This window comes from Streptomyces sp. NPDC021622 (assembly GCF_040640795.1).
Lineage (GTDB): Bacteria > Actinomycetota > Actinomycetes > Streptomycetales > Streptomycetaceae > Streptomyces.
Genome location: NZ_JBFACK010000018.1, coordinates 31,083 through 55,214, shown reverse-complemented (window position 1 = coordinate 55,214; position 24,132 = coordinate 31,083). Strand labels below are relative to the sequence as shown.

The following is a 24,132-nucleotide window of genomic DNA, read 5'->3' as shown; positions in this document are numbered from 1 at the left end:
TTTGGCTCGAAAGGCCGTTCTGTCTCCGTGACGCTGCAACTACGGTCCGATGTGTTGATCGGGGTTGCGCCGCTGCCAACGTTGGCCTCAGGCGGCGGCCCCGTTCACGGTCAGCTCAGATCCCCCTCGATGCGTTGGGAGAGCAATGAGCCCCACCGGTAACGCTCAGGCCGGCAACAATGCCCCGGAGATCCGCACTCTCGGATACGCCAACCGTTTCGCGACCTGGGACAGCGAATTCCGCTACGACGGCCGGATATCCGCCCCCAAGGGCGTGAAGATCAAGGAGATCAAGTACGACTGGGACGGCGAGGGCACGGTCGACCACGGCACCAGCAAGAAGGACCGCGGCGAGGGTGGCACGGGTCAGGAGTTCGAGGTCATCGACACGGTCACGGTCGGGGACCGGGACCTGATCACCTTCACCTTGCGCGGCGACCTGAACGTCGACAAGACGGTCCGGGGCGAGAACATCCAGTCCTATTCGATCAAGGTTGAGGCCACCCTCGACAACGGCAGCGTGTGCACCATTGCCCCCCGGGTCGAGGCCCTCAACCCGAACTGGGACAAGGACTACCCCGAGGGCACCGGCCGCCCGTTCGTCCGCCTGCCCTACGACAACAACTGGGACCGTTACCCCGACCAGCAGGGACAGAGCCAGGCGGGCTTCGGCTACGTCACGGACAGCGGCCTCGTGCACGACCGGACGCTCTTCATCAACCTGGTCAACCCGCGCCTGCCCGATGAAGCCGACGGTTACGTCTACTACCAACTGGTGCACGAGGACGGCGAGCCCTCGCATCTCACCCCGCTGCCGAAGAAGCAGTACCTGCGCGCGCGCAACGACAGCAGCACGGCGGACTGGGTGGACCTGCCCGCCTTCCACATGGGCGAACTCGGCGACAAACCCGGCTACTACCGCTTCCTGGTGTGGCCGCAGGCGGCCGAGGGCCAGGACGGCTTCAGCCACCAGTACAGCTGGGACCCCAGCAAGCCCGAGGACGCCTTCCAGGTCGGCAGCATCTACTTCCGGTGCCAGAACTACCTGCCGGAGTGGGCCCGGATCTCACTCACCATCACCGACCGCCGCATCCCGCAGACCGTGGCACAGGGCCAGGAGAGCTTCTGGCCGAGCGTGACCGTGAAGAACACCGGCGTGGAGCGGATCGGCACGCAGACCGTCACCGTCCGCGCACCGCAGGGGATGTGGTTCACCGAGCCCCGGCTGTACTGGGGGCGCAACGGCACGCCGCAGAACTGGTGGGCCCCGGGTGAGCTGTCGGCAGACGGCACCACCCTGACAGCACGGATTCCACTGGACCTGAACGCCGGTGAGTTCGCGACCCTTTGGGCACCGCTTCGGGTCGGGGCGGACGCGCCGACCGGCCTGGCACACGTGGCATTCGAGGCGGGAGTGGCACGCGGGGCAGCCATACCAGAGGTGACGCCGAAGAAGTAGCACACGAGGTGGGGCCTTCCACCGGCGGAAGGCCCCACCTCAACAGACCGCGCGCCCCGCACCGCTAGGGGAACTGCACAACCACGTCGTACAGCCCCGTATTCGGCGTAGCCGGAGTCTCCTTGGACTCCCGCGCGGCATCCGTCCGCGAGGCGAACCCGGGGTCGGCGGTGGCGGCCTCCCAGGCCTCCTGGCTCACCCAGTGGGCCACGTTCACGAGCTGGAAGCGCCCGTCCGAGGCCCGCGCCCGATGCAGCTTCGTATCGATGAAGCCGGGCTTCTTGCTCATGATCGCGGCCCGCTGCTCCCACTTCTCGGCAAAGGCATCGACATCCTCGGCGGCGATCTCGAAGACGTTGATGAAGGTGACGGATTCCGACGGCTGACTCGGCCGGCTCTCTGTGGTCATGATCGAACCCTAGGGATGTCCTAATTAAGCCCGGATAAGCGCCAGTTGGGCGGAGACGGTGAACCTGACCTCCGTCAGAGCCCCGGAGCCCCCCACACCGGGAACCACCGAGCCAGATCGCGCTCGATCGTCAGATCGTCCCCGAGCGTCGCCCGCACCTGCAGTTCGACCGGGTTGTCGCGCTTCTCGCCCTCGCCCGGCCGCGGCGCGAACGGGTAGAAGGTGCCGCGCTTGTAGAGGTAGACCAGGGCCAGGGCCCGGCCCTGCTCATCGCGGAATCCGATCAGCGAGCACAGCAGCTGTGGTCCGAAACCGGCCTCCGCCAAGGACGTATTGACCGCGTGCAGGTCGTTGACCAGGCCCGCGACGTCCTCCGTGGCATGCCGCACGAGCAGCCACGTGTAGCCGTACGCGTCCTGGCTGAACTCCACCGGGCCGTCGAGCAGCGCCCGCGCCTCCTCCTGGATCCGCGAGAACGCCCCGCCCTCCACGCTGGCGAAACAGACCGACCCGAGGCCGGTGGGTGCGAAACCGGCCGTGGCCTGCAGGGTGACGGCGGCGGACGGCAGCGCGAAGAGCTGGTCGAGGTCGGGGCGTACCGGCTTGCTGCGGCCGAGGATGGCGTCGAGGAAACCCATGCTCACGACCGTCCCAACTGTGCGGAGATACGGCCCAGCTGGTCGAGCCGCTGCTCCAGCGTCGGATGGGTGGACAGCAGGCGGCTGAGGCTTTCCTTGTGGAACGCCGGGACGAAGTAGAAGGCGTTGAACGGCTCCGCCTTGCGCAGATCGCGGGTCGGTATCCGAGCCATCTGCCCGGTGATCTTCGTCAGCGCGGACGCCAGGGCCGACGGGCGGCCGGTCAGCAGCGCGGCGGCACGGTCGGCGGACAGCTCCCGGTAGCGGGAGAGCAGTCGGGTCAGCAGGAAGCTGAGCGCGTAGACGACGGCGCTGACGGCGGTGACGATCAGCACGGCTACGGCCGCGTTCTGATCCCGGTTGTCGCGTCCGACGCCGCTCCAGAGGGCGACCCGGGTGATGATTCCCGCCAGCACGCCCAGGAACGACGCGATGGTCATCACCGCGACATCACGGTGCGCGACATGCGAGAGCTCATGGGCGAGCACACCCTCCAGCTCCTCCGGCTCAAGACGGCGCAGCATCCCTGTCGTGGCGCACACCATCGAGTTCTTCCGGTTACGGCCGGTCGCGAAGGCGTTCGGTACGTCCGACTCGGCGACCGCCACCCGCGGCTTGGGCATGTCCGCCAGTGCGCACAGCCGGTCGACGGCGCCGTGCAGCTCCGGGGCCTGCTCCGGCGTCACCTCGCGCGCCCCCATGCTGAACGCGGCGATCCGGTCGCTGTACCAGAACTGCGCGATGAAGAGGCCACCTGCGACGAGCGTGATCACCACCCAGGCGCCCTCGAGCAGCACCACCAGGACGCCGACGACCACGACGTACAGCAGGCCGATGAAGAACATCGTCGTGACCATGCGCGAGGTCAGCCCGCGGTCGGGAGCGAATCGGGTCTGTGCCATGGCTCCTCCACAACACGTCGCGCTCCGCCTCGCGCAGCGCGACGGACTGCGCCGATGCACCGATTGTGCCCCTTATCGCCTATACGTGAGATAAATCCCTGGTCAGCGCGTCAGGGGAGAAATCCAGGTGAGCGGTGCCCCGCAGGGTGCGAGGATCGGGCCATGAGCAGCTTCGATGACCTCGTGGCCGAAGCCGAGGCCGCCCCCACCGAAGGCTGGGACTTCTCCTGGTTCGAGGGACGGGCCACCGAGGAGCGCCCCTCCTGGGGGTACGCCCGCGCCATGGCCGAGCGGCTGCGGCACGCCTCCGCCTCGCTCGACCTCGACACCGGCGGCGGCGAAGTCCTCGCCTCCGCCCCCGTACTGCCGCCGCTCGCCGTCGCCACGGAGGGATGGCCGCCGAACGTCGCCAAGGCCACCGCCCTGCTCCACCCGCGCGGCGCGGTCGTCGTCGCCTCCGCAGCGGACGCTCCGCTGCCGTTCGCCGACGAGGCCTTCGACCTCGTCACCAGCCGGCACCCGGTGAAGGCGAACTTCCCCGAGATCGCGCGGGTACTGCGGCCCGGCGGGACGTACTTCGCCCAGCACGTAGGGCCCGCCAGCGTCTTCGAGGTCGTGGAGTACTTCCTCGGGGCGCAGCCGGAGGAGGTCAGGAACGGGCGCCATCCGGACCTTGAGCGCGCCGAGGCCGAAGCGGCGGGCCTGCAGATCGTCGACCTCCGGGCCGAGCGGCTGCGGATGGAGTTCCACGACGTCGGTGCCGTCGTGCACTTCCTGCGCAAGGTCGTCTGGATGGTGCCCGACTTCTCCGTGGACAAGTACCGGCCCCGGCTGCGGGAGCTGCACGAGCAGATCGAGGCGGAGGGCCCGTTCGTCGCCCACAGCACCCGGCACCTCTTCGACGCCCGGAAGCGTTGACTCCGGAGCCCCCAGATTCACGCGCTACGCGTGCGCCCCCACCGTCACGTCCCCGATCACCAACTCCGCCCGCGCCTCCAGGACCTCACCCACCCGCCCCACCTGCCCCGCAAGCTCCCGCTCCTGCCCCGCGCTCAGCGGATCCAGCGGTTCGACCGTGACCGTCGTCCGGCGGCCCGCCCGCCGCTGGTGCCAGACGCCCGCCACGACTCCGTCCACCAGGAGCACGGGGAAGTTGCCCGCCTGCCCGCCGGCCAGCGCGCGCTGGTAGGCGCGGCCGGGGAAGAGGCGGGCACGGGGGTGGGAGGCGATGACGTACGCGTCGAAGTAGGGGAGGAGCCGCACGCCCCGCACCGGCTCCTCCGGGAAGGCCGTGTCGCCCGCCACCACGTACGACTCGGGCTCACCGTCCATGTCGACCGCCTCGATCTCCCCGACTGAGGCGAGGGAGGCGAAGAGCCCGGATGCCCAACCCGCGGGTCCCGAAAGCCACTTGGCGAACTCGCGCGGCGTAGCCGGACCGTACGCGTACAGGAACCGCCGCACCAGACGGGCCGACGCCGTCTCCGCGTCCAGGGGCGCCCCGACGTGCGGCGGGCGGGTGTACGTCACCTTGCGGCCGCGGTTCGGTGCGAAGCACAGCGCGCCGCGCTGGCCCGCCTTGTGCATGACCTGGCGCCAGCGCGGCCACATGCCCTGGAACGCGGGCATCACCAGGTCGCCGGCCCAGGGGCCGGTCCGCGCCACCACCTCGTCGCTCAGTTCGTCGATGGTCAGCCGGGTCCCGTCCAGCGCCGCACCGATCGCCGCGACGACCTCCTCCGTCTGCTCGGGCGTCATGCCCGCTTCCGCCTTGAAGGGGCTCGGGCCAGCGGGTACGGCGGGCAACGCACTTGTCCAGAGCGGGAGTTCAGCAGTCGGCAGGAGGTGAATCGTGCCCCGTGGGCCGAACGTCTTGACCAGGCTGGGGGAATCGCCCCACAGTGCGTCGCGTACGTCCTGCCGGGTCGTGCCGTCCAGCCGCACGCCCACGGAGAGTTCGGCGGCGGAGAGCACCTGCGCCTGCGCGGCGAGCATCGCGTCGACGGCCTGGGCCGGCGTCGCCTCGCCCGGCTTCGCGGGCGTACGCAGGAACTGCCGTTCCATGCGCCGGGCGTTGGCCGCGCTCCATGAAACAGCGACACTCATCGGCGATCTCCTCTGTACTGTCGATCGGGCAGGCGGCCGTACGTACGGATATGAGGAGTGGACCATGCCGAAGACCGGTGCGGAGGGCAATAAGGAGAGCAATAAGGAGAGCAAGTCCGTGTACGCCTGCGGGCTCGACGCCGCCGTGGACGTCGTCGGCGGCAAGTGGAAGCCGATGATCCTCTGGGCGCTGCACGCGGGCAAGGTCCAGCGCTTCGGCGAGCTGCGCAGGAACCTCACCGGCATCAGCGAGAAGGTCCTCATCCAGCAGCTGCGCGAGCTGGAGACCGACGGCATCGTGCACCGCGAGGTGTACCGCGAGGTGCCGCCCAAGGTCGAGTACTCGCTGACCGACCTCGGCCAGTCGCTGAACGCCGCGCTGATCCCGCTGGGCATCTGGGGCGACGAGCACATGAAGGTCCTGGTGGCCAACCGGCAGGGCAAGTGCGACGAGAAGGTCGCCTGAGGCCTGACGTCAAAAACGCCCCAGAGGTTGCCCTGCGCCCCGATTGTTAAGCAAGTGATGCCAGAACAGGGTGCGTTGATTCCGCATCGTTATCCGGGCTGGCTCGATCCAGCCCCCCGCATCACGTAAGTTCAGACCAAGGCGAATTCGCGTGAGCAAAGCCACGTGTGCGGTGCCGCGCGGTGGAGGGGGCTGCGCGGCCCCGCGCGCCCTCACCCGCCACCGACGCCGCGGCCCCCGCGCCGGCCGCGTCAAGCCGGCGCCCCACCTCGCGTCCCCCCAATGGGCTAAGGCCCCGCGCGGCCGAAATTCCGCCCAGGGGGCCGAAATCCGGTGGTGGAACAGGGCCGCGCGGTCGTCGCGCAGTCGCCGGACGGTCTCGGAGAGTAGTTGTCTCGCGCCGATGCGCGCGCCATCCCTTACGAAGGGTTATGGTGGAAACCCCCCCTCGGGCCGGTCCGTCTCCCCCCCACGGACCGGCCCGATTTTTTGTGCCCGGACGACGGACGGCCGGAAGGGCCGCCAGAACTCGGAGCCAAGACCTCCGGATATGGTCAGGGACATGTCGAACCAATTCCCCCCGCCGTCCGACCCCCAGCACAACCCGCAGGCCGGTCTCCCCACCTACACCGGCCCCGCCCAGGACCCCGGATACGCCTACGGGTATGGCTACGGCCCGGTCGCCCCGCAGAAGATGCCCGGCGTTGTCCGCGCCGCGCAGATAGTCCTCTGGGTCCTCGGCGGACTCCTCGTCCTCGGCTCGATCGGCCTGATCTTCACGGTCAACCCGGAGACGGCGGGCGCGGCCCTCGGAGTCAACGTCTGCCTGCTGGTCTCCGCGGGCATGGCCTTCCGCTACGGCACCGTGGGCAACGGCATCCGCGTCACGTGCATCGTCCTGATGAGCGTGCAGATCGCCATGGCCCTCGGCGGCGCGGCCAACGGCAACCCGGCAGGCCTGCTGCCCCTGCTCGGCGCCATCGCCGTCGTAGTACTGCTCTCCCAGGGCGCCGCGGGCGCCTGGTTCAAGCGCCCCCGCGCGTAAGAAAGCCCGCAGGGGGCGCCCCCGAAGGGGCGCGGGGCTGTGACATGTGCGGCTCCGCCGCGTGGGCGCGACCAGCTACAACGCACCCGCAGCCGTGTACAGCAGTTCCCCGCGGAGCGATCAGCCCCGCCCGGCCCAGATATTGGTGCCGGGCGTGGAAACCGCGAACGTATCGATGGAGGCCAACTCCTCATCCGTCAGCTTCGGCCCCGCCAACGCCGCCACATTCTCCTCCAGCTGCTTCACGCTGGAGGCGCCGATCAGCGCCGACGTCATCCGCTCATCGCGCAGAACCCAGTTCAGCGCCAGTTGCGCGAGCGACTGGTCGCGGCGGGCGGCGATGTCGTTCAGGCCATTGAGGCGGCGGACGACCTCGTCGCTCAGCAGCTCCGGGTCGAGCGATTTGCCCTGAGTCGCCCGTGAACCCTCCGGAATGCCCTTCAGGTACTTGTTGGTGAGCAGGCCCTGGGCGAGCGGCACGAAGGAGATGCAGCCCATGCCCGCGTCCTCAAGGGTGTCGAGCAGTGCGTCGTCCTCGGTCCAGCGGTTGATCATCGAGTACGAGGGCTGGTGGATGAGCGCGGGTACACCCATCTCCCGCAGCAGCCGCGCCGCTTCGGCCGTCTGCTCGCTGTTGTACGAGGAGACGCCCACGTACAGCGCCTTGCCCTGCTGGACGGCGGACGCGAGCGCGCCCATCGTCTCTTCGAGGGGGGTGTCCGGGTCGAAGCGGTGCGAGTAGAAGATGTCGACGTAGTCCAGGCCCATCCGCTTGAGCGACGCGTCGAGGGACGACATCAGGTACTTCCGCGAACCCCACTCGCCGTACGGGCCGGGGTGCATGAGGTAGCCCGCCTTGGTCGAGATGACCAGTTCGTCGCGGTATGCGGCGAAATCCTGCGCGAAGATCTTGCCGAAGTTGAGCTCCGCCGAACCGGCAGGCGGGCCGTAGTTGTTCGCCAGGTCGAAGTGCGTGACGCCCAGGTCGAAGGCGCGGCGCAGGATGGCGCGCTGGCTCTCCAGGGACTTGTCGTCGCCGAAGTTGTGCCAGAGGCCGAGGGAGATCGCCGGGAGCTTCAGGCCGCTGTGGCCCGTTCGCCGGTACTCCATCGAGTCGTAACGGTCCGCTGCCGCGCGATACAGAGACGTGTCGTTCATGGGTACGAAGCTACTTCAGTGCGGGCCCACCCGAGGGTGGAGGCCCGCCCCTGCGGCGGTAGGCTTTCGCCTTCGGGGACTGCCATCTGCATGGAGGGGCTGAAACAACCGTGAACCTGCGGGACAGGCTGCGCGGCCTGCTGGTAAGGCTGTACGCACGCCGGGTGGAAGGCCACCTGGACCATGCCCAGGTGCCCAATCACATCGGGGTCATCATGGATGGCAACCGGCGCTGGGCCAAGGCCGCCGGATCCACCACCGCCCAGGGCCACCAGGCAGGCGCGGACAAGATCGAGGAGTTCCTCGGCTGGTGCAGCGAGACGGACGTCAAGGTCGTCACGCTGTGGCTGCTCTCGACGGACAACTTCGACCGCCCCCAGGACGAACTGGGGCCGCTCCTCGGCATCATCGAGGACACGGTCCGCTCCCTCGGCAGCGACGGCCGCTGGCGCGTCCACCACGTCGGCGCCACCGACATCCTGCCGTCGGGCATGCACAACGTCCTCAAGGAGGCGGAGGAGGCCACGGCCCACGTCGACGGGATAGTGGTCAACGTCGCGATCGGCTACGGCGGCCGCCAGGAGATCGCCGATGCCGTCCGCTCGATGCTGCTCGACGCCGCCGACAAGGGGCAGTCGCTCGACGAGGTGGCCGACAAGGTCGACGTCGACCTCATCGGCAAGCACCTCTACACGCGCGCCCAGCCGGACCCGGACCTGGTGATCCGTACGAGTGGTGAACAGCGTCTCTCCGGGTTCATGCTCTGGCAGACCGCTCACTCCGAGTACTACTTCTGCGACGTCTTCTGGCCCGCCTTCCGCAAGGTCGACTTCCTGCGTGCGCTGCGTGACTACGCGGCCCGCAACCGGCGTTTCGGCGGCTGACCCCGCGCAAGACCCTCGCGCGGGTGCTCATGTCGGTGAGGCGTGAGTAACCCAGAGTTCACGGACGCGCCGTCATATGCCATGGCATGGCTGCGCTTGTTCGAGGGAATAAGCCTTCCAGGTCGACATCCGAATCACGGATGTCGTATCTCAGCGGGCGGCATGGGGCCGTCCGCCCGGGAGGCCCTTTGCACCAGGACGACCGTGCGGTGAGCACGGGCGAAGTGGAGGGCCGGATCTCGGCCCGCGCACTGCGGTCGAGAGCCGGTCCGGATTTCTCCCGGCATCCTTCCCGTCGCTCCCCGACCTCATCCGAGGGGGTACGTCCTTCCGTGGTGACCAGCACAAAGCGCCGCATGCCCGACAGGCGCACCTATGTTCTCGACACCAGCGTTCTGCTCGCAGACCCGAGCGCCCTGACCCGCTTCGACGAGCACGAAGTAGTGCTGCCCGTCGTCGTGGTGACGGAGCTCGAGGCCAAGCGGCACCATCCGGAGCTCGGATACTTCGCCCGGCAGGCGCTGCGCCTGCTCGACGACTTCCGCATCCGGCATGGACGCCTGGACGCGCCGATCCCGATCGGCGACCTGGGCGGCTCGCTGCGCGTCGAGCTCAACCACTCCGATCCCGGCGTGCTTCCGGCCGGCTACCGGTTGGGGGACAACGACTCACGGATTCTCGCCGTAGCGCGCAATCTCCAGGCAGAGGGGTACGACGTCACGGTCGTCTCCAAGGACCTGCCGCTGAGGATCAAGGCGTCATCGGTCGGTCTCCTCGCCGAGGAGTACCGCGCCGAGCTCGCCATCACGGACTCCGGCTGGACCGGAATGTCCGAACTGACCCTCTCCGGTGAGCAGGTGGACCTCCTCTTCGAGGAAGACCATCTGTACGTCCCCGAGGCGGCCGACCTGCCCGTCCACACGGGCCTCACCATCCAGTCCGAGAAGGGCAAGGCGCTCGGCCGGGTCACGGCCGACGGCAATGTCCGTCTCGTACGCGGCGATCGTGAGGCCTTCGGCATCAAGGGGAGGAGCGCGGAACAGCGGGTAGCGCTCGATCTGCTCCTCGATCCGGAGGTCGGGATCGTCTCGATGGGCGGCCGCGCGGGCACCGGCAAGTCGGCGCTCGCGCTGTGCGCGGGACTTGAGGCCGTCCTGGAGCGCAGGCAGCACCAGAAGGTGATGGTCTTCCGGCCGCTGTACGCGGTGGGCGGGCAGGAGCTCGGCTATCTGCCCGGCACCGAGGCCGAGAAGATGGGGCCCTGGGCGCAGGCCGTCTTCGACACCCTCGGTTCGGTGGCCGGCAAGGCGGTCATCGAGGAGGTGACCGCGCGCGGCATGCTCGAAGTGCTTCCGCTCACGCACATCCGGGGACGCTCGCTGCACGACGCGTTCGTGATCGTCGACGAGGCCCAATCCCTGGAGCGGAACGTTCTTCTGACCGTTCTGTCGCGTATCGGCGCGAATTCCCGTGTCGTACTGACCCACGATGTCGCCCAGCGCGACAACCTGCGCGTCGGTCGGTACGACGGGGTCGTCGCCGTCGTCGAGAAGCTGAAGGGCCATCCGCTCTTCGCCCACGTGACACTCACCCGCTCCGAGCGTTCGCAGATCGCGGCGCTCGTGACCGAAATGCTGGAGGACGGTCAGATCTGAACCATTTCACGGTGGTTACGCGGTAGTTGGCGCCGCCCGGCGAAGCGAAGGAGCCTAGCCGGGCGGCGTCTTGGCGTGTGCCACTTTCCTGAAAACTCCTGGGGCAAACGAGGTGTGAGCTTTCACACGCAACGGAGAATTGCCTTGCGGCGTCCGGCTGCGGCAGAGTCTGGGTCCTGTCAGGCCCCGCATGCGACACACCTGTACCCCCAGCGGTACCGCAACTCAGGAACAGCAGAACTTCATAGTGGCCGTCGCATGCCGCCCGAAGCACCACGCGGCGCTCCCGTAACGGGAGTTGTCCACCGGGCCCGTGCCTCCCGTGACCGAGTACCAAGCGGAGGCCAGCGCCAGGGGCACGATTGCGTCCGCGAGGTCACCTATGCGGGCGATGCTGGAAGGAAACCGTGTGAGCCGGATTTCGGTCCGGGGATTCGCCGTGGCGTCAGCCACCGCGGTCACCACTGTCGGCGCTGTCGTCGGTGTCGCCTCGGGGAGCACCCAGGGCGCCTCGAACGACAACGACTTCGAGGCGACGGCAAGCGACGCGACTCTCCTCGCAGACATACCCGCGGGCCAGCAGGCCCAGGTACAGACCGCGTCCCTGACGCAGCAGGCCGACGCACAGGCCACCGCTGCGGACACGGCCGCGAAGAAGTCCGCGGCGGAAGCAGCGCGCAAGCAGGCCGCCGAGTCGGCGATCGCGAAGCAGAAGGCCGCGGAAGAGGCGGAGGCAGCCGAGAAGGCCGCCGAGAAGAAGGAGCGCGAGGAGGCGGCCGAGACCAAGGCCAGCCGTTCCTCCACGCGTGACGCCGGCGACTTCGCGAAGCAGACTTCGTACTCCGTCGCGGACGTCCAGGCGATGGCACGGCAGATGGTCCCCGGGGACCAGTTCCAGTGCTTCAGCAACATAGTCGACCACGAGTCCACCTGGAACTACCAGGCCAGCAACCCCTCTTCGGGTGCGTACGGCCTCGTCCAGGCGCTGCCAGGTTCCAAGATGGCCTCGGCCGGAGCCGACTGGCAGACGAACCCCGCCACGCAGATCAAGTGGGGTCTGAACTACATGAACGACCGCTACGGCAGCCCGTGCGGAGCCTGGGATTTCTGGCAGGCGAACAACTGGTACTGAGCCGCCTGTCGCTCAACCTTTTGGAGACCCCTCACCGTCCTTCGGTGGGGGGTCTCAGCCGTGTACGGTCAGTCCGACAACTTCCAGGGGGGGAGTGGTGGGGAAGCAAGACGGGGGAAGAGGACGGATCATGTCGCGAGTGCCAGGGTGGCTCGGCCGGCTCGGCGCCGGACTGTCTCGGATGGGCGAGCGGATGGAGGGGCGTCCGGGACCGGACGCCGATGCTCCGGACCCGGACGCTCCGGACGCCGAATCTCCGGACACGGCCAAGCGCTCACGGCGGTCGGCCGCCGATGAGGCCGCCGCCGCCGAGGGGGACGCGGCCGCGGTCGAGGCAGCGGGGGCCGCACCGGAACCGGTGGTGCCCGCGCCGCCCGCCTACGCGCCGGCCATAGCGGCCAGGCCCGACCCCGTCGACGCGGTGCCGTGGGGGATGCGGGTCGCGGCCGAGGCCGGCTGGCGGCTGCTCGTACTCGCGGGCACGCTCTGGGTGTTGATGCAGGTCATCAGCGCCGTGCAGCTGGTCGTCTTCGCCTTCATCGCGGCGCTGCTCATCACCGCGATGCTGCAGCCGACCGTGGCCCGGCTCAGGCGGCTCGGTCTGCCCAGGAGCCTGGCGACCGTGCTCACCGCCGTACTCGGCTTCGTGGTCATGGGGCTCGTCGGCTGGTTCGTGGTCTGGCAGGTCATGGAGAACGCGGACACGCTCTCCAACCAGGTCCAGGACGGCATCGACGATCTGCGCAACTGGCTGCTCAACAGCCCCTTCCACGTCACCGAGGACCAGATCAACGACATCGCCAAGACGCTGCGCGAGGCGGTCGGGGCGAACACGGAGGAGCTGACGTCGGCGGGGCTCGAAGGCGTCACCGTGATCGTGGAGGCCATGACCGGCATCCTGCTCACGATGTTCTCGACGCTCTTCCTGCTGTACGACGGGAAGCGGATCTGGCAGTGGGTCCTGAAGCTGGTGCCTGCGCCCGCCCGGCCGGGGATCGCCGGAGCGGGGCCGCGCGCATGGCGCACTTTGACCGCCTATGTGCGGGGCACGGTGATAGTCGCCCTCATCGACGCGATCTTCATCGGGCTCGGGATCTACTTCCTCGGGGTGCCGATGGCGGTGCCGCTCGCCGTCTTCATCTTCCTCTTCGCGTTCATTCCGCTGGTGGGTGCCGTGATCTCGGGCGCACTCGCGGTGGTCGTCGCGCTGGTCACGCAGGGCGTGTTCACCGCGGTGATGACCCTGGCCGTGGTGCTCGCCGTGCAGCAGATCGAGGGGCACATCCTGCAGCCGTTCATTCTCGGGCGTGCCGTGCGGGTGCATCCGCTGGCCGTTGTGCTGTCCGTGGCGGCGGGTGGTCTTGTCGCCGGGATCGGGGGTGCGGTGGTGGCCGTGCCGCTGGTCGCCGTGACGAACACCGTCGTCGGCTACCTCCGCGCGTACTCACGTGAGGCCGCCCTGAAGCAGGCGCCTCAACCGCGGGGCGCCAGCGCTCTGGACGTCGCCCCCGTGGACCGCGGAACAGCCGCCGAGTAAAGATCTCTGGGTCTTGGCCTGGCGTCCACCTGTGGTGGCTAGAGTCCGCGCGCATGAGACAGAGCGATAGACAGAGCCACAGGCAGAGATACAGACGGATACGCACCGCGGGCGGGCTCGTGCTCGGGCTGCTCGTCCTGATGCTCGGCATCGGGGCTCAGCCCGCCGCAGCGCACGTCTCGCGCGAGCACGCCGAACTCGTCGTCGCCCCGGGTGACGGCGTCACGAGCGGGCGGCTGATCGTGCACCACGACGTGGTGTCCGCGGGGGAGGCCGGCGCCTGGGTGTCCCGGCTCCTCTCGGCCGACTGCCCGGTCAACGGCTCCGGCGTGGCCGGTGACAGCGGCGGAGTGCCGGGCGGCGTCGTCGTGGAACTGGCGTGGAGCTGCCGGCTCGACGCCGTCGACCTGAGCGCCCTGCTCGACAAGGGCGGACTGAGCCAGGTCGTCGTCGAGTTCGACGGCACGGCGGCGGACGCCGACGCGGCCACGCCGATCGTCGACGCCCGTGGTGTGCACGCGCCGCCCTCGTTCCCCTGGGCCACCGTGCTCCTGGTGACGGCGGCCGGAGTCTTCCTCGCGCTCGCCGCCTGGCAGCTCCCGCTCCTCGTCAGGCTGATGCGGCCCCGGCGGCTGCGGTTCGCCGTCGCGGGGACGGTCGTGCTGTCCTGCCTCGCACCCCAGGCCGCGTACGCCGATGGTGCGGACGCGGCGGACACCGTCACCGTGACGGGCACCGTCTTCCGGGATACCAACGCCAACGGCAAGCGGGACAAGGGCGAGCGGCCCATGAAGGGCGTCGATGTCACCGACGGGGCGGTGTGGACGGCGTCCGGGCCCGACGGTTCGTACCGCCTGGACATCGATCCGACCCGGCGTGAGACGGACCTCGTCAGCATCGTCTCGCCGGACGGCTACACGCCCGCGCTGCGCGACGACTACATACCGACGTACTTCCGCGAGGTCGCCGAGAGCGGCTCGACGGACGCCGACTTCGCGCTCGTCCCCGACAAGAACGCGGCGAACCCCACCGAGAAGTGGGTGATGAACTCCGACACCGAGGTCGGCAACCGCACGGACGAGGAGGCGAAGAAGGCCCTTCCGCAGTGGACAGGGCAGGTGCGGGCGATGTCCGAGGTCGACGGGGCGACGATGCAGATCGCCACCGGCGACCTCACCGTCACCGACTACGCCGAGGAGCCGCGCCGCCAGGGCGCCTACGACCTGTTCAGCAAGGGGCTCAAGGAGGGCAGGCTCGGCCACCCCTTCTACCCGGTGATGGGCAACCACGACTTCGGCGGCACGGCGGCCTCCAAGGGCTATGCGGGCAGCCTGGAGTACTACCGTCGCAATCTCGGCCCCGAGTGGTACAGCTTCGACCGCGACGGCCGCCACATCGTCGTACTCGAGGACAACTACGACGCGAGCGGCCTCAAGCCGCAGCTGGAGTGGCTGCGCCGGGATCTGGCCCGGCACGCGGTCGGCAAGCAGGTGTTCGTCTTCGCGCACCGCTCGCTGTTCACCCAGTGGGGTCCTGGCGCGGGCATGCAGCCGACCATCGACGAACTCGCCAAGTACGACGTGCGGATGGTCGCGGCGGGCCACAACCAGCAGGCCGAGTTCCGGCGTGGCGCCTTCAAGCGCTCCGTCGAGATCAACAACCAGGGAACGTACGGGATCGACGGCGCACGCCCGGACTACAAGGTCCTCGACTTCAGCGCCATCACCGACGACCCGCGCACGGACCGGAACGAAGACACCGGTCATGTCACCGGAATCCACCGGCAGTTCGAGGTCGACGACGACGCCACGCTGGTCAGCCCCGCGAAGGGCAGTGTGCACGCGGCGAAGGACGGCGTGCCCGTCGAGGTGTACGCCGAGGACGACGGGCGCACTCCGCAGCGGGCCAAGGTGACCGTGCGGGACAAGCGCGGCGATGTCGTGCGGCGCGAGTCGCTGCGGTTCGGCGAACTCGGTCAGGGGGACGGCGCGTCGAAGCCCGGCATCGAGAACTGCTACACGCCGCCGGGCGGCAAGCCCGAGCCCTGTCCCGGCGCCCGCGGCTCCTGGACGCGGGCGAGCGACCTGCTGCGCGGCCTCAGGCCCGGCGCGTACACGGCGGAGACCGTCGCGTACGACACCAGGGGCAAGGCTTGGCCCGCGCTGAAGAACCCGTTCACGGTGGTGCGCAAGACCGAAGCGGTGCCCGCGGGACAGGACTGGGTGCGGCAGGGCGGCGACGAGGCCGGACGCTCCGCGAGCGCGGACGATCCGGGCCCGGTGCTCGACCTGAAGTGGGCGCGCCACACCGGGGAGCAGTTCAACCTCAACGGCTCGGTCGTCACGGACGGCAAGGTCATCGTCTCCTCGCGGGCCTTCGACTCGCCGTACAGCATGCTGCTCGCGTACGACGTGAAGTCCGGGCGCGAGATCTGGCGTACGTATGTGGACGGCGACGCGGAGTCGGCGCCCACGTTGCACGGCGGCCGGGTCTACCTGACGACCGGCGTCGGCCGCATCTACGCCATCGACCCGGACGACGGGCACATCGCCTGGGAGGCGGTCGACCGCGAGGAGCAGCACGGGGACACCGTGCGGCGCTACGGTCGGGCCGGCGGTCCGGTCAGCGTCTTCGGGCTCACCGGCGAATCGGCCGACGGCCGTTCCGTCGCCGTCTACCAGGACTGGGACACGGTGCGCTGCCGGGACGCGAAGACCGGCGAGAAGCTGCCCGGCGGATTCGCGGCGGCGGGCTCGTGGGGGCAGTTCCACAGCACCGCGGTGCGCGAGCCCGGCTCCAACACCGCCTATCTGCACTCCGGTTCGAGCAACTCCGTCATCGCGATGGACCTGGCGAGCTGCAAGCAGCTGTGGGCGAAGGACACCAAGGGCGGCATCGACAGTCACTCGTCGCCCGTCCTCACCGACCCGGCTGCCTCGGGCGATCCGCGACTGGTGACGTTCACGTCCTCGGGGGTCCGCGGATTCGATCCGAAGTCGGGCGCACAGACGTGGGAGTCGACGGCGGGCGGTTCGGGCGTCTGCGAGCCGGGCCCCGCGCCGCTGACGAGCCCGGCCGTATGGGGTGACACCGCGTACGTGGCGGGGCGCGACGGTGTCGTACGCGCCTATGACACGAGCGCGGCCGACCCGTCGAAGCCGCTCTGGCAGACCAAGGCCGGCTATCTGCCGGGGGAGAGTCCGCTGGACGACGAGTGGCGGGTCGCCATGGGCTGCACGGCGGGCGAAGGATCGCCGACCATGCACCCCTTGGTCACCAAGTCCCATGTGTACGTGGGAACTTGGGACGGCCGGCTGCTCGTCATCGACCGCTCGACGGGTCGGCAGGTGCACGCCTACGACCTGGGCGCGGGCGTCACATCGGCGCTGTCCGTCAGCGGCGGGCGGATCTTCGCCCTCACCGACGACGGCACGATCCACGCGCTGGCCGCGCGCCGCGGCTGAGGGGAAGCGGCACTGTGCGAACACTCCTGACCGGGGTGCTGCTCGTCCTGGCCGCCGTCCCCGCGCTGCTGTTCGGCAGCGCGGGGACGGCGCAGGCGCACCCCTTCGGTACGCCACCCGTCGTCAAGGTCGAGGCGCGGGAATCGGCGGTCGACGTCAACTGGTCGGCGCAGCCGGACGACATGGCCGTACTGGCCGACAAGTCCGGCGGCGACGAGGCCGGTTACCTCGGCTCACACATCCGCGTACGGCAGGACGGCGCCAACTGCCCCGTCGAGCAGGCGTCCGGCACCCGCCTGCGCTTCGCCTGCCCGCGGCCCGTGGACCGGATCACCCTCACCGTCACCGCCCTGACGGACGTCGACCGCGCCTACCGCACGGTCTCCGTGACGCCGCGGGGCGGCGGAGGGCTGCACACGGCGCGGGCCCCGGCCCGCACGCTGACGCTCACCTCGTCCGGGGCGCCCGCAGGCCCCGCCTCGTCCGGCAGTGCCTGGACCACGGACCTGACGGCGGTCCTCGACCACGGGGTGTTCCTTCCGCTTGCCCTCCTGGTGTCCATGGCGGTGGGTGCCCTCCACGCGTGCGCACCAGGTCACGGCAAGTCGCTTGCCGCCGGTTACCTGGTGGGAGGGCGTGGCCGGGCCAGGGACGCGGTATGGCTCGGCGCGATCGTCGCGCTCATGCACACCCTGTCGGTCACGGCCCTGGCGGTGGGCTGGTGGCTGGCGGCGGAGAGCACACCGGACATCGCGTCACTGACGGGCTGGCTGAACCTCGCGGCGGCGCTGGTCGTGGTGGGGGTGGGGGTGGCGCTGCTGGTGAGGTTGAGTGGGAGCCGGGCCCCGAAGGGGCGCGGGGAACTGCGCGCCCAGCCACAGTGGCGCCGCAGACACCACGACGACGACCATGACCACGGCCACCACGACCACAGCCACACCCACCACATCCCCACCGCCCCCTCCCTCCTCACCTGGCGCGGCCTCCTGCTCCTCGGCACCTCCGGCGGCCTCCTCCCCTCGCCGTCGGCGTTCCTCGTGCTGCTCACCGGTCTGCTCACCGGGCGGACCGGCACGGCACTCGCGATGGTGGGAGCCTTCGGAGCCGGCATGGCGCTGACGCTCGCCGGGGTCGGCCTCGCCGTACTGAAGGGGCGGGACGCCCTGCTCACCAGGGCGTCCGGCTCGGCGAGGCTGCGCGTATGGGCGCTGCGTGTGCCCGTAGTCGCCGCCTCGTCCGTGGTGGCGGGCGGCACCGTGGCGTCGGTGCTCGCGGCGGGGCGGGTGCTCGCGCCGTAGCGGGATGCATGCGAAAGGGCCCCGCCGACCCGGAGGTCGGCGGGGCCCTTTCGACGACCCGCTTACTCGGAGAGCACCGCTTCCGAGTCCAGCGTGACGCCCACGGCCTGGATCACCGAGGCGATCTTGAAGGCTTCCTGGATCGTCTCGCGATCCACGCCCGCCTTCCGCAGAACCTGCTCGTGGGAGTCGAGGCACTGGCCACAGCCGTTGATCGCGGAGACCGCGAGCGACCACAGCTCGAAGTCGACCTTCTCCACGCCCGGGTTGCCGATGACGTTCATCCGCAGGCCGGCCCGGATCGTCCCGTACTCGGGGTCCGAAAGCAGGTGGCGCGTGCGGTAGAAGACGTTGTTCATCGCCATGATGGCGGCGGCCGACTTGGCGGCCGTGTACGCCTCGGCCGACAGGTTCGCCTTCGCCTCGGGCTCCAGCTCGCGCAGGACCTTCGGGGAGCGCGATGCGATCGCGCAGGCGAGCACCGTGCCCCAGAGCTGCTGCTTGGGCAGGTCCGAGTTGCCGATGACCGAGCCGAGGTTCAGCTTCAGGTCCTTGGCGTAGTCCGGTACGGCGGACTTCAGTTCGTCGAGTGCCATGTCAGTAGGCTCCGTTCACTCGCCCGAGAGGAGCGCGACCGGGTCCAGGGTGTCCTCGCCCTTGCTCCAGTTGCACGGGCAGAGCTCGTCCGTCTGGAGGGCGTCGAGGACCCGGAGGACCTCCTTGGGGTTACGGCCGACGGAACCGGCGGTCACCATCGTGAACTGGATCTCGTTGTTCTGGTCCACGATGAAGACGGCGCGCTGCGCGAAGCCGTCCTCGCCCTCGATGCCGAGGTCACGCATGAGCTCGTGCTTCGAGTCGGCCAGCATCGGGAAGGGCAGGTCGGTCAGGTCCGGGTGGTCCTTGCGCCAGGCGTGGTGCACGAACTCGGAGTCGCCGGAGAAGCCGAGGACCTGGGCGTCACGGTCGGCGAACTCGTCGTTCAGCTTGCCGAAAGCGGCGATCTCGGTCGGGCACACGAAGGTGAAGTCCTTGGGCCACGCGAAGACGATCTTCCACTTGCCCTCGTAGGTCTTGTGGTTGATCTGCTCGAACTCCGAGCCCTTCTCCAGCGAGACACAGGCAGTCAGGTCGAACTCGGGGAACTTGTCACCGACAGTGAGCACGCGCTCTCCTTGCAAACAAAGGAACCCCGGTAAGGGGCTCCAGGGGGTTGGACTGCTTTCGATCGTGGCACAGAGTGCATTGATTAGGGAAATAGCTACACTCTGTCTTGTTGATCGGAGGTGGCTATCAGTGCGAGCCATAAATAGGGGCAAGCAGCCCAGCCTGGCGCAGCTCCGCGCCTTCGCGGCCGTGGCCGAGCATCTGCACTTCAGGGACGCGGCGGTGGCAATCGGGATGAGTCAGCCCGCGCTGTCCGGTGCCGTCTCGGCCCTGGAGGAGGCACTGGGTGTCCAGCTCCTGGAGCGCACAACCCGCAAGGTGCTGCTCTCCCCGGCCGGCGAGCGGCTCGCGGTGCGGGCCAGGGCCGTGCTCGACGAGGTCGGGGCGCTGATGGAGGAGGCCGACGCGGTGCGCGCGCCGTTCACCGGGGTGCTCAGGCTCGGGGTGATCCCGACCGTGGCGCCGTATCTGCTGCCGACCGTCATCGGGCTCGTACACGAGAAGTATCCGGATCTGGATCTCCAGGTGCACGAGGAGCAGACCTCTTCGCTCATCGAGGGGCTCGGTGCCGGGCGGCTCGATCTGCTGCTGCTCGCCGTGCCGCTGGGGGTTCCTGGTGTGACCGAACTGCCCTTGTTCGACGAGGACTTCGTGCTCGTCACGCCGCTTGACCACTGGCTCGGCGGGCGGGAGGGGATCCCGCGCGACGCCCTGCGTGAACTCAACCTGCTGCTGCTCGACGAGGGGCACTGTCTGCGCGACCAGGCGCTCGACATCTGCCGGGAGGCGGGCCGTGCGGACGCGCCGGTCACCACGACCGCCGCCGGGCTCTCCACCCTCGTGCAGCTGGTGGCCGGTGGGCTCGGCGTGACGCTGCTTCCGCGCACCGCCGTGCGCGTCGAGACCAGCCGCAGCAATCAGCTGCTGACCGGGTTCTTCGCGGACCCGGCGCCGACGAGGCGGATCGCCCTCGCGATGCGTTCAGGCGCGGCCCGCGCTGCGGAGTATGAGCAGCTTGCCCGTGCCCTGAAGGAGGCGGTGCGGCCGCTGCCGGTGCGAGTCGTGTGATCCCGCACCGGCGCTTCGTCGTATTCCGCGGGCCGGATGTGGCTGGTCGCGCAGTTCCCCGCGCCCCTTCGGGGCTCGGAGTTACTCCGTACGCAAGCCGTCCGGCCGCATCATCCGCCGCAGCGGCGGCAGGCTGAGCAGTGTCACGGCCACGACCATCCCCGCGCCCACACCCGTCAGCGGGAGGAACGACCACCAGTCGGTGACCTCCTTGCTGATCATGCGGGTCATGACCACGCCGAGGCCGAGGCCGCCCGCCACCGCGAGGGCGAGACCCAGGACGACGGGGACCGCCGTCTGCCACAGGAGCGACCACGCCATCGAGGAGCGGCGCGTGCCGAACGCGGTGAGGGCCGCCAACAGGCGCTTGCGCTCACGCAGTTGCTCGATCATCGACACCAGCATGGACGCGGCGATCAGCGCCATCGTGACGCTCGCGCCGATCTGCAGGCCGCGCGCGATGGACGCGTACTGCTTGTCGCGGTCGACCGCCTTCATCGAGTCCACGCCGAGCAGCGGGCTGATGTGGGCCGCGGCGTTGCGCACATGCTCCTCGGCCTCCGGCTCCTTCGGGTCGAGCTTGACCCAGGAGGTCGTGGTCGCGTCGGACAGCTTCCCGATGTCGACGGCGGCGGGTGTGGCGAGAATTCCGTCGATCTTGCTGCCGGACGGGTTGGGCCTGGCGCTGACGGTGCGGGTGTCCTTGGGGAGCGTCCACAGGACCGGCTTCGCGTCCTTGTCGAAGTCGGGGTCCTCGCCGATGTTGATCGGCTTGCCGGGGCGTGCGGTCGTGTCCACCCAGGTGTTCATCTTGCGGTCCTTCGTGTGCGAGACGAAGGTGTCGCCGTCCTTGCAGGAGCCGATGTCCGCCAGCTCGCGCAGGGTCGCGCAGGTGCCGATGGTCAGCTGCGTGGTCGGCGTGATGTCGTTGACCTTGGTGTTGCCGGGGCGGGTGACATACGCCTGAACGGTGCCGATGACCTTCGTGACGCCCTCGGTCCCGGTGAAGTCGTCGATCATCCGCTGGGCGAGCGGGCCGCTGCCGCTGACGCTGCGGACGGTGAGCTGGGCGCGCGAAGTGTCCTGGCCGGTCGCCTGGTTGAAGTCGTCGTGCATGGACGCGAACATCATCTGCAGCGCCACCGCGCCCGCCACCGCGACGGTGATCCCGCTGACCGCCCGCGCGGCCGTGCCGCTGGTCAACTGGAGCCTGCGGATGGCCAGTTGCCACGGCACGGGGCCGCCGCGCAGCCGTCCCACGACGGCCTCGACCAGCCAGGGCAGGAGCGCGCTGAGGCCGATCAGGGTGAGGGCGGAGCCCGCCGCGATGGCGGGCACGTTCACGGTCGATCCGATGGAGCGGTCGACGCGGCCCGACGTCAGCAGGATGCCGATGCCGGCGAGCGGAAGGAGCACCCGCCACCACAGGCGGCGCTCGCGCCGCTTGCCGCCCCGGACGACGCCGAGCGGCTCGATGGCGACGGAGCGCAGCGAGATCAGCGTCACCAGGACCGCGCAGACCGGCACGGCCACCGCGACCAGGGCGACGAGGCCGGGCTCGGGCGCCATGTCGGACGGGAAGGCGCTGACGTTCGTCAGGTCGACCACGCCCACCAGCCGGCGAAGGAGCAGGAAGAAGACCGCGCCCACGGCGAGCCCGAGCAGCGCCCCGAACAGCGCCTCGCCCGCCGCGATCCTGCGTACGGTGCGGGCGCCCGCACCGACCAGGCGCAGCGCCGCGAGCCGCCGGTCCCTGCGGTCGCCGCCGAACCGTACGGCCGTACCGATGAAGATCGCCACCGGGGTGAGCAGGACGACGCAGATCAGTACGACGAGTGCCATCAGGAACGGGTCGAGGGGCAGGGAGTTGTCCTGCCCGAAGCGGGCCAGGCGATGGGCGCCGTCCGCCCCCGTGAGCTTGTCGGCGCCCGCGTAGTAGTAGAGCTCGAGCGGGGAGACGAGTCCCGCGTCGCCGATGGTGCCGACCACGCGGAAGTCGCTGAAGCGCTCCTTGAGCAGCTTGTTCGCCGGGTCGTCGAGGAGGTCGCGCAGCGCGGGCGAGACGACCATCTCGCCGGGCGCCGGCATCGTGTCGAGGCCTGGCGGCAGGACCGGGCGGTCGCCGTCGGCCTGCAGGAACATGCCGGTGGCGGTCCGCCCGTGGAACTGGGTGCCGGTGTCGCGCACAAGGACCGTCGAATCGCCCGCCTTGGGCGGCTTCATGTCCATCGAGGCGTACGGAGTGCGCGCGTACGACCGGTCGTCGCGGTTCTGCAGCAGGTTCGGCACCGACGCGGCGCCGAGCAGCAGCGCGACGCCGAGACCGACGCCGACGGCGGTCAGGATCGTGCGGGTCCAGCCCTCACGGCCGCCGCCGACGGCGAAACGTATGCCCATCGCCAGATCGCGGAGCCAGGCGCGGACGCCGGTCGGCGCGGTGTCCCCGGCGTGCGGCGACCGGTGCTCCGCGGGGGCCTCGGGGCGGGTGCCGAGGCTCATACGACCCGCTCCATGTCGCGTGACTTTCCGTCGCGTACGACGATCTCGCGATCCGAGTAGGCGGCGACCCGCGTCTCGTGGGTGACCAGGACGACGGCGGCGTTCGTCGAGCGCGCGGCGTCGGTGAGCAGCTCCATCACGCGCTCGCCGTTGAGCGAGTCGAGCGCGCCGGTCGGCTCGTCGGCGAAGAGCACGCGCGGTCCGGTGGCGAGCGCGCGGGCCACGGCGACCCGCTGGCCCTGGCCGCCGGAGACCTCGCCGGGCCGCTTGGCGAGTACGTCGTCGACCTCCAGGCGCTCCATCCAGGTACGGGCGGTGGCCTCGGCGTCCTTGCGCTTGGCGCCGTTGAGACGCAGCGGAAGGGCGACGTTCTCGACGCAGGTCAGCTCCGGCACCAACTGCCCGAACTGGAAGACGAAACCGAACTCGCTGCGGCGCAGCGCGCTCAGCGTGGCGTCCGGCAGACCGGTCAGCTCGCGGCCGTTGTACGTGATGGAGCCCGCGTCGGGCCTGACGATCCCCGCGAGGCAGTGCAGCAGGGTGGACTTGCCCGAGCCGGAGGGGCCCATGACGGCCACGACCTCGCCGGGGTGGATGGAGAACTCGGCGTCGTCGAGCGCGTTCGTCGCGCCGTACGCCTTGCGAAGGCCGGTGGCCGTGAGGAGGGAACCTGCGGGGGTCATACGGAGCGAACCTCCTTGGCGAGCTTGCCGAGGCGCGCGGCGGTCAGTTCGAGCCAGCGCAGATCGGCTTCAAGGTGGAACAGCGCGTGGTCGCAGATCAGCTGGTCCGCGAGATCACCCTTGCGCTTGCGGTCGGTGAGGATGCGCATGAGGCGCAGATGCTCGGCCCGCTGGGAGTCGAGGATCTCCGTGGCGTCGCGCTCGGTGAGGAGGGCGAGGACGACCTTCGTATAGAGGGTCGACTGGAGATAGGGCTCCGGCTTCTCCGGCGTCGCGAGCCAGCGCTGGACATCCGTGATGCCGGCCTCGGTGATCGCGTACCGCTTGCGCTCGGGGCCGCCGCCCGCCTCTATGCCGTCGACCTCGACGAGGCCGTTCTTCAGGAGGCGGGACATGGTCGAGTAGACCTGGCCGTAGTGCAGCGGCTTGTCGTGACCGAACTTCTCGTCGAAGGTGCGCTTGAGGTCGTAGCCGTGGCGCGGGCCCGACTCAAGGAGGCCGAGGAGGGTGTGACCGATGGACATGCGCGGCACTCTACACGGTGTGTATACGTGGTGTGTAT

The 24,132-nt window shown here is 69.7% G+C and carries 21 protein-coding genes; 11 read left to right on the top strand and 10 right to left on the bottom strand.

From position 1 onward, the window contains the following. Positions 1-145: 145 nt before the first annotated feature. Positions 146-1,459, top strand: a complete 1,314-nt coding sequence (locus AB0G47_RS31025; RefSeq protein ID WP_360776796.1) for a hypothetical protein — start codon at positions 146-148, stop codon at positions 1,457-1,459. A 64-nt stretch (positions 1,460-1,523) separates the two neighbouring features. Here the strand turns inward: AB0G47_RS31025 and AB0G47_RS31020 are convergent, their stop codons facing one another. The 3 genes from AB0G47_RS31020 to htpX all read right to left on the bottom strand — a co-directional run bounded on the left by AB0G47_RS31020 (position 1,524) and on the right by htpX (position 3,408). After that, positions 1,524-1,868, bottom strand: coding sequence for an antibiotic biosynthesis monooxygenase family protein (locus AB0G47_RS31020; protein ID WP_360776794.1), 345 nt, complete (start codon positions 1,866-1,868; stop codon positions 1,524-1,526). Between the two features lie 74 nt (positions 1,869-1,942). After that, positions 1,943-2,506, bottom strand: a complete 564-nt coding sequence (locus tag AB0G47_RS31015; protein ID WP_360776792.1) for a hypothetical protein — start codon at positions 2,504-2,506, stop codon at positions 1,943-1,945. Between the two features lie 2 nt (positions 2,507-2,508). After that, positions 2,509-3,408, bottom strand: coding sequence for a zinc metalloprotease HtpX (gene htpX, locus AB0G47_RS31010; protein ID WP_360776790.1), 900 nt, complete (start codon positions 3,406-3,408; stop codon positions 2,509-2,511). Positions 3,409-3,570: 162 nt separating this feature from the next. Between htpX and AB0G47_RS31005 the strand changes: the two genes are divergently transcribed. Further along, positions 3,571-4,326: a methyltransferase domain-containing protein gene (locus AB0G47_RS31005; RefSeq protein ID WP_360776788.1), complete on the top strand. Its 756-nt coding sequence runs from the start codon at positions 3,571-3,573 to the stop codon at positions 4,324-4,326. Between the two features lie 24 nt (positions 4,327-4,350). Here AB0G47_RS31005 and AB0G47_RS31000 read toward each other — a convergent pair whose 3' ends face one another. Beyond that, positions 4,351-5,514, bottom strand: a complete 1,164-nt coding sequence (locus AB0G47_RS31000) for a winged helix DNA-binding domain-containing protein (protein WP_360776786.1) — start codon at positions 5,512-5,514, stop codon at positions 4,351-4,353. A 64-nt stretch (positions 5,515-5,578) separates the two neighbouring features. On the opposite strand from AB0G47_RS31000, the gene AB0G47_RS30995 reads away from it, so the two are divergent. Both AB0G47_RS30995 and AB0G47_RS30990 read left to right on the top strand, forming a co-directional pair. Further along, positions 5,579-5,980, top strand: coding sequence for a helix-turn-helix domain-containing protein (locus AB0G47_RS30995; protein WP_360776784.1), 402 nt, complete (start codon positions 5,579-5,581; stop codon positions 5,978-5,980). A 562-nt stretch (positions 5,981-6,542) separates the two neighbouring features. Further along, on the top strand, positions 6,543-7,025 hold the full coding sequence (locus AB0G47_RS30990; protein WP_360776782.1) for a hypothetical protein: 483 nt from the start codon (positions 6,543-6,545) through the stop codon (positions 7,023-7,025). 120 nt (positions 7,026-7,145) lie between these two features. Here the strand turns inward: AB0G47_RS30990 and mgrA are convergent, their stop codons facing one another. Continuing rightward, on the bottom strand, positions 7,146-8,183 hold the full coding sequence (gene mgrA, locus AB0G47_RS30985) for an L-glyceraldehyde 3-phosphate reductase (protein WP_360776780.1): 1,038 nt from the start codon (positions 8,181-8,183) through the stop codon (positions 7,146-7,148). A gap of 110 nt (positions 8,184-8,293) precedes the next feature. Between mgrA and AB0G47_RS30980 the strand changes: the two genes are divergently transcribed. The 6 genes from AB0G47_RS30980 (at position 8,294) to AB0G47_RS30955 (ending at position 18,153) form a co-directional block, all read left to right on the top strand. Continuing rightward, positions 8,294-9,067: an isoprenyl transferase gene (locus AB0G47_RS30980; protein WP_360776778.1), complete on the top strand. Its 774-nt coding sequence runs from the start codon at positions 8,294-8,296 to the stop codon at positions 9,065-9,067. A 332-nt stretch (positions 9,068-9,399) separates the two neighbouring features. After that, the gene (locus AB0G47_RS30975; protein ID WP_360776776.1) at positions 9,400-10,722 is read left to right on the top strand and encodes a PhoH family protein; all 1,323 of its coding nucleotides are present in this window, start codon (positions 9,400-9,402) and stop codon (positions 10,720-10,722) included. 391 nt (positions 10,723-11,113) lie between these two features. Next, positions 11,114-11,854: a transglycosylase SLT domain-containing protein gene (locus AB0G47_RS30970; RefSeq protein WP_360776773.1), complete on the top strand. Its 741-nt coding sequence runs from the start codon at positions 11,114-11,116 to the stop codon at positions 11,852-11,854. Between the two features lie 130 nt (positions 11,855-11,984). Next, the gene (locus AB0G47_RS30965; RefSeq protein WP_360776771.1) at positions 11,985-13,391 is read left to right on the top strand and encodes an AI-2E family transporter; all 1,407 of its coding nucleotides are present in this window, start codon (positions 11,985-11,987) and stop codon (positions 13,389-13,391) included. A 53-nt stretch (positions 13,392-13,444) separates the two neighbouring features. Next, complete coding sequence (locus tag AB0G47_RS30960) at positions 13,445-16,855, top strand: PQQ-binding-like beta-propeller repeat protein (RefSeq protein WP_360776769.1); 3,411 nt, start codon at positions 13,445-13,447, stop codon at positions 16,853-16,855. A 14-nt stretch (positions 16,856-16,869) separates the two neighbouring features. Then, entirely contained in the window at positions 16,870-18,153 is a 1,284-nt protein-coding gene (locus AB0G47_RS30955) for a hypothetical protein (RefSeq protein ID WP_360776767.1), read from the top strand. Between the two features lie 62 nt (positions 18,154-18,215). On the opposite strand, the gene AB0G47_RS30950 is transcribed toward AB0G47_RS30955, so the two are convergent. Together AB0G47_RS30950 and AB0G47_RS30945 are read right to left on the bottom strand one after the other, a co-directional pair. After that, positions 18,216-18,749: an alkyl hydroperoxide reductase gene (locus AB0G47_RS30950; protein ID WP_266870419.1), complete on the bottom strand. Its 534-nt coding sequence runs from the start codon at positions 18,747-18,749 to the stop codon at positions 18,216-18,218. A 15-nt stretch (positions 18,750-18,764) separates the two neighbouring features. After that, positions 18,765-19,319 (bottom strand): peroxiredoxin, encoded by a 555-nt coding sequence (locus tag AB0G47_RS30945; RefSeq protein ID WP_360776765.1) that lies wholly within the window; start codon positions 19,317-19,319, stop codon positions 18,765-18,767. A gap of 130 nt (positions 19,320-19,449) precedes the next feature. On the opposite strand from AB0G47_RS30945, the gene AB0G47_RS30940 reads away from it, so the two are divergent. Beyond that, positions 19,450-20,388 (top strand): LysR substrate-binding domain-containing protein, encoded by a 939-nt coding sequence (locus tag AB0G47_RS30940; protein WP_360776763.1) that lies wholly within the window; start codon positions 19,450-19,452, stop codon positions 20,386-20,388. 81 nt (positions 20,389-20,469) lie between these two features. Here AB0G47_RS30940 and AB0G47_RS30935 read toward each other — a convergent pair whose 3' ends face one another. The 3 genes from AB0G47_RS30935 to AB0G47_RS30925 are packed head-to-tail and all read right to left on the bottom strand — an operon-like array spanning position 20,470 to position 24,094. Beyond that, the gene (locus AB0G47_RS30935; protein WP_360776761.1) at positions 20,470-22,887 is read right to left on the bottom strand and encodes an FtsX-like permease family protein; all 2,418 of its coding nucleotides are present in this window, start codon (positions 22,885-22,887) and stop codon (positions 20,470-20,472) included. After that, entirely contained in the window at positions 22,884-23,570 is a 687-nt protein-coding gene (locus AB0G47_RS30930; protein WP_360776759.1) for an ABC transporter ATP-binding protein, read from the bottom strand. Before AB0G47_RS30930 ends, AB0G47_RS30935 begins: the two co-directional genes overlap by 4 nt. After that, positions 23,567-24,094 carry a PadR family transcriptional regulator gene (locus AB0G47_RS30925; RefSeq protein ID WP_360776757.1) on the bottom strand — a complete coding sequence of 176 codons (528 nt, stop codon included), beginning with the start codon at positions 24,092-24,094 and terminating at the stop codon, positions 23,567-23,569. The genes AB0G47_RS30930 and AB0G47_RS30925 overlap by 4 nt, the downstream gene beginning before the upstream one ends. Positions 24,095-24,132: the final 38 nt, after the last annotated feature.